The following is a 10,193-nucleotide window of genomic DNA, read 5'->3' on the forward strand; positions in this document are numbered from 1 at the left end:
CCGGGCAGCCGATCAAGCGGTCACTGACCGCCTACGATCACTGACCGCAACGACACCCCTTGGACTCATTCATCTAGCCTTGTTCGCGCGGTTCTTCGCGCGCAGAACCGAGGACGGTCCGAGCCACGAGGGGGGAGGCTCGGACCGTCCGTCGTGCGTCGGTGGGCCCTGCGGCCCGCAGGCCGCGGATATCCGTATGTGAGCGTCAGGTGGCTGAGGCGTCCAGGGCCCGCAGCACGTCGGCCACCAGGTCCTCGGGGTCCTCGCACCCCACGGAGAAGCGCACAAAGCCCTCCGGCACGGCGTCACCGCCCCAGCGGCCGCGCCGCTCCGCGGTGGACCGCACACCCCCGAAGCTGGTCGCGTCGTCCACCAGCCGCAGCGCCGCCAGGAAGCGGTCGGCCACCTCGCGCGAGGCCAGCGTGAAGGACACCACGCACCCGAAGCGCCGCATCTGCTGGGCGGCCACCTTGTGCGCGGGATCCTCCGGGAGCCCCGGATAGCGCAGACCCGTCACCTCGGGCCGCTCCCGCAGCGCCCGGGCGAGCGCCAGCGCGGTGGCGTTCTGCCGCTCGACCCGCAGGTGCAGCGTGGCGATCGAGCGGTGCGCCAGCCAGGCCTCCATGGGCCCCGGGATGGCACCGGCGATCTTGCGCCAGCGGCGCACGGCCGCCATCGCCTGCGCATCGCGGCCGGTGACGTACCCGAGGAGGATGTCGCCGTGCCCGGTGAGCTGCTTGGTGCCGCTCGCCACCGCGAAGTCCGCGCCGAGCTCCAGCGGGCGCTGGCCGAGCGGGGTCGCCAGCGTGTTGTCCACGGCCACCAGCGCCCCGCGAGCGTGCGCGGCCTCGGCCAGGCGGCGCACATCGCACACGTCGAGACCCGGGTTCGACGGCGTCTCGATCCACAGCAGCCGCGCACCGTCGAGGACGTCCAGCTGGGCGTCGCCGCCGGTCGGCGCGGTGCGCACCTCGATGCCGTACTCCTCCAACTGGGCGCGCAGCAGGGGCAGCGCCTGGTAGCCGTCGTCCGGCAGTACCACGGCGTCGCCGCTGCGCAGCTGGGAGAAGAGCACCGAGGAGATCGCGGCCATGCCCGAGGCGAACACCAGGGTCTCGGCGCCGTCCTGACCGGGCGCCTCCAGTTCGCCGATGGCCCGTTCCAGCAGCGTCCAGGTGGGGTTCTCGTCCCGGCCGTAGGTGTACGGGCCCGTGGGGTCGCCCGGCAGGTGGTAGTGGGCGGCGAACACCGGCCCCGGCAGGGTGGGTTCGTGCTTGACCGGCTCGGGGAGCCCGGCGCGCACCGCGCGGGTGCCGTCACCGTCGCCCGGCATCGTCCCGCTCATGCCGCACGTCCTTCCAGCTGCTCGCGCACCGCGGCCAGCAGATGGGTGCTGGCGGCCTCCACCATCTCCAGGCACGCCTCGAAGCCGTCGGTGTCGCCGTAGTACGGGTCGGGCACGTCGAGATCGTCGCCGGCGGCGGGGTCGTAGGAACGCAGCAGCCGGACCTTGTCCGCGTCCCGTTCCGTGGGGGCCAGGCGGCGCAGCGCCTTCAGGTGGCTCGAGTCGAGGGCGATGACGAGGTCGAGGCGGGAGAACCAGGCAGGGTCGAACTGACGCGCCGTGTGGGCGATGTCGTACCCGTTCTCCTCGAGGACGGCGACCGTGCGGGCGTCGGCGCCGTCGCCCTCGTGCCAGCCGCCCGTACCGGCGCTGTCGACCTCGATCAGCTCGTCGAGGCCGGCCTCCGCCACGCGGGCGCGGAAGACGGACTCGGCCATCGGCGAGCGGCAGATGTTGCCGGTGCAGACGAAACAGACGCGGTAGGTCATGGGAATCAGTCCCCGTCGGGCAGGATGACGTTCAGGGCCCAGGAGACCACGGAGACGATCAGGCCGCCCAGCACGGCGGTCCAGAAGCCCTCGACGTGGAAGCTGAGGCTCAGCTGGTGGGCCAGCCAGGAGGTGAGCAGCAGCATCAGCGCGTTCACCACCAGGGTGAACAGGCCGAGCGTCAGGATGAGCAGCGGCAGGCTCAGCAGCTTCACGACCGGCTTGACCAGGAAGTTCACCAGGCCGAAGAGCAGCGCCACCACTATGAGGGTGCCGATCTGCTTGCCGGTACTGTCACCGGTCAGGGTGATCTTGTCGAGAAGCCATACGGCGACCGCCAGGGCGCCCGCGTTGGCGATCGTCTTGACTAGGAAATTCTTCATGTGTCTGATCGTGGCAGACACCGTCGGAGATGAGCAGTGAGGCAGGGGCGGACAACGTGAAGGCATTCCGGCTGGACGAACTGGAGGCGGAGCGCGCCGCCAACGACGGTGCCTACCTGCAGTTCCTGCGGGAGCGGAACATGTCGGTCGGCCTCTACGCCCTGAACGCGGGCGAACCGGACCCGCAGAAGCCCCACAACCAGGACGAGGTGTACTTCGTCGTCAGCGGCCGGGCCTCGATCACCGTGGGGATGGAGACCACGCAGGTGGCGCGCGGCAGCGTGGTCTATGTACCGGCCGGAGTCCCGCACAAGTTCCACCACATCAGCGAGGACCTCCGGGTCCTGGTGGTGTTCTCCCCGCCCGAGGGCTAGGTGTGCTGTTCGGAGAGGTTGGTGACGCGGCTGGCTGGTGGGCGGCCGCTGATGCCGGTGTGGGGTCGGTGGTAGTTGTACCAGTCCAGCCAGTCAGGGAACGCGGCCTGTCGTTCGGTCTCTGAGGTGTAGGGCCGGTGGTAGGCCCATTCGTCGAGCAGGGTGCGGTTGAAGCGTTCGACCTTGCCGTTGGTCTGCGGCCGGTAGGCGCGGGTGCGCTTGTGCGTGATGCCGGCTGCGGCCAGGGCATCGCGCCACAGACGGGACTTGTAGCAGGAGCCGTTGTCGGTCAGGACGCGCTCGACGGTGATACCGCAGGAGGCGAAGAACGCCTGCGCCCGCCCCCAGAAGGCGACGGCGGTCTCCTTCTTCTCGTCGGTGAGGATCTCGCTGTAGGCCAGGCGGGAGTGGTCGTCGACGGCGGTGTGCACATAGCTGTAGCCGGCACCGGAACGCGTCTTGCGCCTGCCTGGCGGCCGAGGACCTTGTGGCCGCCGCCGTCGGGGATGTTGCCGAGCTTCTTGATGTCGACATGCACCAGCTCGCCGGGCCTGTCGCGTTCGTAGCGGCGTATGACGCGGCCGGTGGCCCGGTCCAGGTGCGCCAGGCGGGCCAGGCCGTAACGGGTGAGTACCCGGTGCACGGTGGAGGGCACCAGACGGAGCAGACCCGCGATCCGTGCGGGTCCCCAACGGCGCAGCACGCGGACCTTGATGATCCGCCGCTCGGTACGTGTCGGGGTCCGCCGTGGGCAGGCATGCGGGCGGCTGGAGCGGTCGGCCATGCCCGCCTCGCCGAGCTTGCGGTAGCGGTCGGCCCATCGCTTGGCGGTGGTCACGGAGACCTGGAAGCGTTCCGCGGCCCGCCGCAGGGGCCAGTTGTCGTCGACGACGCAGCGGGCCAGGCGCAGTCGTCCAGTCTCAGTCAGGGGTGCATTACGGTGGGGCACGAGGGCCTTTCTGGTCGCCGGTGCAGATCTCGCAATCCACACCGAGCCAGAGGGCCCTCACCCATTTCAAGATCACACGTCAGTGATCGCTGTCACCAACCTCCGTGGACACACCTAGGGCCGATACCCGAGGGCCAGGGCCGGCACCCCGGATTCCCTAGGGGATCGGTCAGGGGAGGACAAGGGATGCACGGCGCCCGTCCGGGCCCCTCGCCGCCCTAGCATCGGTAGCGGAACATCGAGACACGACCCGGAACGCGACGGGCGGAGAGGTAAGGACGAGGGCGATGCGAGAGATCTTCGCGGGACTGCCGTGGTGGGTGAAGTGGGTCGCGGTGCCGGTCATCGCCCTGGTCGTGTTCGGCGGCCTGATAGCGAGTGTGGTCGGCTTCGTGATCAGTCTGCTGTTCAAGCTGCTGGTCTTCGTCGCCCTGGTCGGCGGACTGATCTACGTCGTACGGAAGTTCACGTCGAGTTCGTCGTCGCGCGGCGACTGGTGAACCGGAGAGGAACCGGTGAACGGTGACGCGAATCACCGGTTCCCTCGGGCGGGGGAAGTTTCCCGGACAGGCGGTCCCGCGGCGCTGACCCGCGGTTAGAGTCCGGATCTCGACGCGGGGCGATCCCCGCGAGCGGCGTCCGTCCCCCACCCGTGTTCCCCCGCACGGGCTGCCCCCTCGCACCGGGAGTGACCCTTGGCCACGGCTGAAACCGCCCCGTCCCCCACCGCCTCCGCGCCCCGGCCCGCCGTCCCCGCGCAGCCCCACTCCCCGGACGCCCCGCCGCCGGCGGCGACCCTCATCGGCTCGGTGCAGCGGGCCATGCGCCTGCTGGAGACCGTCGCCGGACACGCGTACGGCGCCCCCGCCAAGCAGCTGGCACGCGAGACGGGGCTGGCGCTGCCCACGGCCTATCACCTCCTGCGCACCCTGGTGCACGAGGGCTATCTGCGCCGGGACAAGGGGCTGTTCTTCCTCGGCGAGGCAGCCGAGCGGCTGAGCGCCGCAGGGGCACAGCAGAAACGTCGCAGCACGCTGGTCGACGCCTTCGCCCGCTGGCGGGACGCGATCGGCGCCCCCCTCTACTACGCGGTGTACCGCGAGGGCGACATCACCGTCCTGTGCGTCTCGGACAGCCCCGGCGTCCCGGCGGTCGAGGAGTGGGCCGACTTCCGGGAGACCGGCCACGCGCACGCGCTCGGCCAGTGCCTGCTGTCCCAGCTCGACGAGCGGGCCCGCCGCGACCACCTCGACCGCTACCCGGTCCAGCCCCTCACGCCGTACACGGTCCGCGACAACCACAGTCTGCTGCGCCGGCTGGAGCGGACGCGGCGCACGGACCTGGTGGTCGAACGCCAGGAGTACGCCGTCGGCACGGTCTGCGCGGCCATCCCCATCACGGTCGGCAGCACGGCCGCGACCCTGGCCATCTCGCTTCCCGTACATCAGGCCGACCGGCTGCTCCCTGCGGCGCAGCGTCTGCAGGCGGAGGCGGGGGCGCTGCTGGGGTCGCTCGCGCTCTCTATCAGTATCTGAAAACTCACTCCTTGTGATCTGTCGTGTACGTTCAGCAAGATTCCTCCAGAGTCCGAGGGTCAGGTCCCGGCAGTCAGCGTCGAATGACGGGGTAGGCGATGCGCGAGTCCGTACAGGCAGAGGTCTTGATGAGCTTTCTCGTGTCGGAGGAGCTCTCCTTCCGCATCCCGGTGGAGCTGCGCTACGACACTTGTGATCCCTACGCCGTGCGGCTGACCTTCCACCTGCCGGGCGATGCCCCGGTGACCTGGGCGTTCGGCCGGGAGCTGCTGATCGACGGGGTGGGCCGGCCCTGCGGCGAGGGCGATGTGCGGGTCTCGCCGGTCGACCCCGAGTCGCTGAGCGAGGTGCTGATCCGGCTTCAGGTCGGCAGCGACCAGGCGCTGTTCCGGGCGTCCACCGCGCCGCTCGTGGCCTTCCTCGACCGCACCGACAAGCTGGTGCCGCTGGGCCAGGAGGGGGCGCTGGCCGACTTCGACGCGCATCTGGACGATGCGCTGGACCGGATCCTGGCGGAACAGAGCGCCGGGTGAAGCGTTTTGCCGGCGGCCTGCTCTCCGGCGGAACGCGTTGAGTGTTCCGCCTGCGGGCAAGCGGCACACCACTCTGCAGGAACGCTTCTGCAGAAGGGGCGGCCGCCGTGCGTGGTGGCAATTCGCCCAGGTCGCGGGCGGCGTGGCGAATTTCCGCGACCGCGCAACCGGCTCGGCCCCGCGCCCTCAGCGCTTGCGTCGTCTCCCCCTGCCGCCCCGGGGCGCCGCAGGCCGGTCGCCCTGGGCAGGGACCCGACCGCTCGAGGGACGGTCGGCGGAGACCACCAGGGCGGCCAGGGCCGTGGTGACCGGTACCGAGGCGACCAGGCCGATCGAGCCGATCAGTGTGCGGACGATCTCCTCGGCGACCAGCTCGCTGTTGGCGACCGTCCCCACCCCGCTCTGCGCGATGGAGAACAGCAGCAGCAGCGGCAGCGCGGCGCCCGCGTAGGCGAGGACCAGCGTGTTGACCACCGAGGCGATGTGGTCCCGGCCGATGCGGATACCGGCGCGGTACAGCTTGCGCCAGCCCATCGACGGGTTGGCCTCGTGCAGTTCCCAGACCGCCGAGGTCTGGGTGACCGTCACATCGTCGAGCACACCCAGCGAGCCGATGATGACCCCGGCCAGCAGCAGACCGCTCATGTCGATCTCCGGGTAGAGCCCGTGGATCAGACCGGTGTTGTCGTCGGTGTCGCCGGTGAGCGCGGCCCAGCCGATGAAGCCCGAGCCCAGAAGACCGATCAGCAGCAGCGAGACCAGCGTGCCGAGCACCGCCACGGACGTCCGCGCGGACAGCCCGTGGCACAGATAGAGGGCGAGCAGCATGATGGCGCTCGCCCCCACCACCGCCACCACCAGCGGATTGGAACCCTGCAGGATCGCGGGCAGGATGAAGAAGGTCAGCATCAGGAAGCTGACCGCCAGCGCGACCAGCGCCATGAGGCCGCGCAACCGCCCCACGACCACCACCGCCAGCGCGAAGACGCCGGCCAGCAGGGTCAGCGGCAGCCGCCGGTTCACATCGGCGACCGAGTACTGCAGGTCCTCGGGCGCGGAGGGCTCGTAGGCGACCACGACCTCCTGCCCCTTGCTCAACTGCCGGGACTGGTCCGGCTGCACGATCTCCGTGAAGGTGCGGCCCTTGTCCTGGCCGGAGTCGACCCGGATCGTCGCCTTCTTGCAGGTGCCCTGGGCCTGCTGCTGGGCGGAGGAGCCCTCCGCGGTGGAGGTGTCACCGGTCGGCACACCGCCGGAGGCGTTGACGTCCTTGCAGGGCACCTCCACCACCTCGGCGACCGTGGCCTGCTGCGTCTCGCGGTCGAAGCCGACGCCGGTGCGCTCGTGCGCCGGGGCACCGCCCGGCCAGAGCACGGCGAGGCCGATCAGCACCGCCGCGGCGAACGGGACGAGGACGGCGGCGATCACCTTGCACAGATGCCGCGAGACGGGGGCGGCCGGGCCGTGGCTGTGACTGTGCCCGTGGGCATGACCGTGGCCGGCGTCGGGGGACAGTTCGGACGGTGGGACCGAAGGATGCTGCGAAGGGGTCACCGACCGATCATCGCAAGCCCCGAGGGGGCCCTCTGTTCACCGCGCCAGAATTGACGCTAGCGTGGGGGGCATCTTTGTACACGCGGGAGCTCGGAGCACCGGGCTGAGAGGGCGCTGACCTCCGTCCCAGCGATGTTTCACATGAAACATCACCGTTCGCGAGTGATGTTTCACACGGAACGTCGGCAGACGGATACCGCTGCGTCGACCGCCGAACCTGTTACCGGGTAATGCCGGCGTAGGGAGATCGGTCTCATGACCCACAAGGACGCACGCACGCCTGCCTCCACGCAGACCACCGCCACGTCGTCGGTCGGCGAGGAGTCCGGGAAGTCCATAGGCTGGCACAAGGCATACATCGAGGGCTCACGCCCCGACCTGCGGGTGCCGGTCCGTCAGGTGCATCTCACCAACGGGCAGACGGTCACGCTGTACGACACGTCGGGCCCGTACACCGATCCGCACGTCGAGACCGACGTGCGCAGGGGCCTCGCACCCCTGCGGGAGAACTGGATCATCGCCCGCGGCGACACCGAGGAGTACTCGGGCCGCCCCGTCCGCCCCGAGGACGACGGGATCAAGCACACCTCGCCGCGCGGCGGCCTGCGCAATCTGGACGCGGTCTTCCCCGGACGCCCGCGTCAGCCCCGCCGGGGCCGCGACGGCCGGGCCGTGACACAGCTGGCGTATGCGCGCCGGGGCGAGATCACGCCCGAGATGGAGTTCGTGGCGATCCGGGAGAACGTCTCGCCGGAGATGGTCCGCGAGGAGATCGCCGCGGGCCGGGCCGTGCTGCCGGCCAACGTCAACCACCCGGAGAGCGAGCCGATGATCATCGGCAAGCGGTTCCTGGTGAAGGTGAACGCCAACATCGGCAACTCCGCGGTGACCTCCTCCATCGAGGAGGAGGTGGAGAAGATGACCTGGGCGACCCGCTGGGGCGCCGACACGGTCATGGACCTCTCCACCGGCCGCAACATCCACACCACCCGCGAATGGGTGCTGCGCAACTCCCCCGTCCCCATCGGCACCGTGCCCCTTTACCAGGCCCTGGAGAAGGTCGACGGCAAGGCCGAGGAACTGACCTGGGACATCTACAAGGACACGGTCATCGAGCAGGCCGAGCAGGGCGTGGACTACATGACCGTCCACGCGGGCGTGCGCCTGGCCTATGTGCCGCTCACCGCCAACCGCAAGACCGGCATCGTCTCGCGCGGCGGCTCGATCATGGCCGCGTGGTGCCTGGCGCACCACAAGGAATCGTTCCTCTACGAGAACTTCGAGGAGCTCTGCGAGATCCTCGCCGCCTACGACATCACCTACTCGCTGGGTGACGGTCTGCGGCCCGGCTCCATCGCGGACGCCAACGACGAGGCGCAGTTCGCGGAGCTGCGCACGCTCGGGGAACTCAGCCGGATCGCCAAGCGTTTCAATGTGCAGACCATGATCGAGGGCCCGGGCCACGTCCCGATGCACAAGATCAAGGAGAACATCGACCTTCAGCAGGAGATCTGCGATGAGGCTCCGTTCTATACGCTCGGCCCGCTGACGACGGACGTCGCGCCCGGCTACGACCACATCACCTCCGGCATCGGCGCCGCGATGATCGCCTGGTGGGGCACCGCGATGCTCTGCTACGTCACGCCCAAGGAGCATCTGGGCCTGCCCAACCGCGACGACGTCAAGACCGGTGTCATCACCTACAAGATCGCCGCGCACGCCGCAGACCTCGCCAAGGGGCACCCGGGCGCGCAGGCCTGGGACGACGCACTGTCGGACGCCCGCTTCGAGTTCCGGTGGGAGGACCAGTTCAACCTGGCTCTCGACCCGGACACGGCCCGCGAGTTCCACGACGAGACCCTGCCGGCGGAACCGGCGAAGACGGCCCACTTCTGCTCGATGTGCGGGCCGAAGTTCTGCTCGATGAAGATTAGCCAAAGCATCACAGAGCGGTTCGGTGGTGCGGCTGAGGGGGCGTCGCAGGAGGAGATCGCTGAGGGGATGCTCCAGAAGTCGAAGGAGTTTGCAGCGAGCGGGAACCGGGTGTACCTGCCGATAGCGGACTGATGTCGTTCGGCTGCCATTGACATCAGATGGGGCCGTTCCCGCCGGTGCCCGCCTGACGAGAAGCTGCCCCGGGACAACCCGGGGCAGCTTCGGCGCTCGATGGCCCTACTGGCCGACGGTCAGCGCCCAGCGAACGGTTGAAGGGGCAGTCACGGACAAAGAGGCTTGCTCTCTTGCCTGCTTGAGGGACAGCTCGTTGTACGTGCTGCTGACTTCACCTTCAACGCATTCCAAGGCGAACGTGAGGTTGATCGGCTTCACGGAAATGGTCACCGAGCCTTTGCCCTGACAGTTCACCAGAACTGAAAGCGCTCCCGCGTCGATTCCGTCGGACAGCTCGACGGTCTGATTCCCGTGGGCGGAGGCTACCTCGGCCAAGGCTTTCCCGTACGGGAGCTTGGGAGCCTCCGTAACGGACTCTCCGGGTATGTGCTCCGGTCTGTCCGAACTCGGCTTCGCTGGGCCCGTGGTGGCGTGCGAAGCCGAAGTGCTTGGCTTCGGCGATGAGGCGACCTCCTCGCCTCCTGAGCACCCGCTGAGTGACGCCACGGTGGACAGAAAACCCAGGGTGGAGACAGCAATTACCCGTGCTTTATGGCCGGCTCTTACCGTCAGCTCTCCCACAGGTACCAACCCACACGGTACGGGCTGTAGCTGGTGATCGTCTTCTTGGCTGAGGTGGTGCAGTTGCTGTAGATCTTGTAGCTCTTACCCGTGTGCTTGAGTCGGTACACCCCGTACTTGGCGTTCGTGGTCTTCTTCGGCGGGGTGTCTACGGCGATGTTGTTTCCGAGTTTTGCAGTGAGCTTGAATGAGAGGTTTACATCAAACTTTCCCTCGATCTTGGCGACCATGAATTCCTTGCTCACGGCGAGTCCAGCCGTAACACTAAGAGGATGTCTCACGTGGTGGCTTTGGCGAGCTTCTTGTAGCAGGTCAGCGCGGCCGCGAGGCCCAGGAAGGCG

General features: G+C 68.9%; 11 protein-coding genes and 1 pseudogene. 5 read left to right on the forward strand and 7 right to left on the reverse strand.

What is annotated here, in order from left to right; genetic code table 11:
* Nucleotides 1–205: 205 nt before the first annotated feature.
* From ABD198_RS29835 to ABD198_RS29845, 3 genes are read right to left on the reverse strand one after another with little or no spacing between them, the layout of a single operon-like run.
* Nucleotides 206–1,345: a cystathionine gamma-lyase gene (locus ABD198_RS29835; RefSeq protein WP_344007731.1), complete on the reverse strand. Its 1,140-nt coding sequence runs from the start codon at nucleotides 1,343–1,345 to the stop codon at nucleotides 206–208.
* A complete protein-coding gene (locus ABD198_RS29840; RefSeq protein ID WP_344007733.1) occupies nucleotides 1,342–1,833 on the reverse strand; it encodes a low molecular weight protein-tyrosine-phosphatase in 492 nt (163 codons plus the stop codon). The genes ABD198_RS29835 and ABD198_RS29840 overlap by 4 nt, the downstream gene beginning before the upstream one ends.
* Before the next feature lie 5 nt (nucleotides 1,834–1,838).
* Nucleotides 1,839–2,216: a phage holin family protein gene (locus ABD198_RS29845; RefSeq protein WP_344007735.1), complete on the reverse strand. Its 378-nt coding sequence runs from the start codon at nucleotides 2,214–2,216 to the stop codon at nucleotides 1,839–1,841.
* Nucleotides 2,217–2,272: 56 nt separating this feature from the next.
* Between ABD198_RS29845 and ABD198_RS29850 the strand changes: the two genes are divergently transcribed.
* Nucleotides 2,273–2,590, forward strand: a complete 318-nt coding sequence (locus ABD198_RS29850; RefSeq protein ID WP_344007748.1) for a cupin domain-containing protein — start codon at nucleotides 2,273–2,275, stop codon at nucleotides 2,588–2,590.
* On the opposite strand, the pseudogene ABD198_RS29855 reads toward ABD198_RS29850, so the two are convergent.
* Nucleotides 2,587–3,539: pseudogene (locus ABD198_RS29855) on the reverse strand (IS481 family transposase). The gene ABD198_RS29850 and the pseudogene ABD198_RS29855 sit on opposite strands and share 4 nt — an antisense overlap.
* A 287-nt stretch (nucleotides 3,540–3,826) precedes the next feature.
* Here ABD198_RS29855 and ABD198_RS29860 point away from each other — a divergent pair.
* From ABD198_RS29860 to ABD198_RS29870, 3 genes are all read left to right on the forward strand, one after another.
* Nucleotides 3,827–4,039, forward strand: coding sequence for a DUF5326 family protein (locus ABD198_RS29860; RefSeq protein ID WP_344007737.1), 213 nt, complete (start codon nucleotides 3,827–3,829; stop codon nucleotides 4,037–4,039).
* A 309-nt stretch (nucleotides 4,040–4,348) separates the two neighbouring features.
* Nucleotides 4,349–5,074 (forward strand): IclR family transcriptional regulator, encoded by a 726-nt coding sequence (locus ABD198_RS29865; RefSeq protein WP_344007750.1) that lies wholly within the window; start codon nucleotides 4,349–4,351, stop codon nucleotides 5,072–5,074.
* A gap of 98 nt (nucleotides 5,075–5,172) precedes the next feature.
* Complete coding sequence (locus tag ABD198_RS29870; protein WP_344007739.1) at nucleotides 5,173–5,607, forward strand: SsgA family sporulation/cell division regulator; 435 nt, start codon at nucleotides 5,173–5,175, stop codon at nucleotides 5,605–5,607.
* Nucleotides 5,608–5,793: 186 nt separating this feature from the next.
* On the opposite strand, the gene ABD198_RS29875 is transcribed toward ABD198_RS29870, so the two are convergent.
* Nucleotides 5,794–7,161: a YibE/F family protein gene (locus ABD198_RS29875; protein ID WP_425580591.1), complete on the reverse strand. Its 1,368-nt coding sequence runs from the start codon at nucleotides 7,159–7,161 to the stop codon at nucleotides 5,794–5,796.
* A gap of 255 nt (nucleotides 7,162–7,416) precedes the next feature.
* On the opposite strand from ABD198_RS29875, the gene thiC reads away from it, so the two are divergent.
* A complete protein-coding gene (thiC, locus tag ABD198_RS29880) occupies nucleotides 7,417–9,228 on the forward strand; it encodes a phosphomethylpyrimidine synthase ThiC (protein ID WP_344007741.1) in 1,812 nt (603 codons plus the stop codon).
* Between the two features lie 105 nt (nucleotides 9,229–9,333).
* Here the strand turns inward: thiC and ABD198_RS29885 are convergent, their stop codons facing one another.
* Together ABD198_RS29885 and ABD198_RS29890 are read right to left on the reverse strand one after the other, a co-directional pair.
* The gene (locus ABD198_RS29885) at nucleotides 9,334–9,606 is read right to left on the reverse strand and encodes a hypothetical protein (RefSeq protein WP_240967815.1); all 273 of its coding nucleotides are present in this window, start codon (nucleotides 9,604–9,606) and stop codon (nucleotides 9,334–9,336) included.
* Nucleotides 9,607–9,839: 233 nt separating this feature from the next.
* Nucleotides 9,840–10,193: hypothetical protein (locus ABD198_RS29890; RefSeq protein ID WP_344007746.1), on the reverse strand; the 354-nt coding region annotated here is incomplete at its 5' end.

Origin of the sequence: Streptomyces thermocarboxydovorans, assembly GCF_039524635.1 — a bacterium.
Taxonomy (GTDB): domain Bacteria; phylum Actinomycetota; class Actinomycetes; order Streptomycetales; family Streptomycetaceae; genus Streptomyces; species Streptomyces thermocarboxydovorans.

Bases quoted from the DNA above. Each gene is read 5' to 3' on its own strand.
- ABD198_RS29860 (WP_344007737.1), top strand. From the start codon at position 3,827: ATGCGAGAGATCTTCGCGGGACTGCCGTGGTGGGTGAAGTGGGTCGCG.
- ABD198_RS29835 (WP_344007731.1), bottom strand. From the start codon at position 1,345: ATGAGCGGGACGATGCCGGGCGACGGTGACGGCACCCGCGCGGTGCGC.
- thiC (WP_344007741.1), top strand. From the start codon at position 7,417: ATGACCCACAAGGACGCACGCACGCCTGCCTCCACGCAGACCACCGCC.
- ABD198_RS29870 (WP_344007739.1), top strand. From the start codon at position 5,173: ATGCGCGAGTCCGTACAGGCAGAGGTCTTGATGAGCTTTCTCGTGTCG.
- ABD198_RS29840 (WP_344007733.1), bottom strand. From the start codon at position 1,833: ATGACCTACCGCGTCTGTTTCGTCTGCACCGGCAACATCTGCCGCTCG.
- ABD198_RS29845 (WP_344007735.1), bottom strand. From the start codon at position 2,216: ATGAAGAATTTCCTAGTCAAGACGATCGCCAACGCGGGCGCCCTGGCG.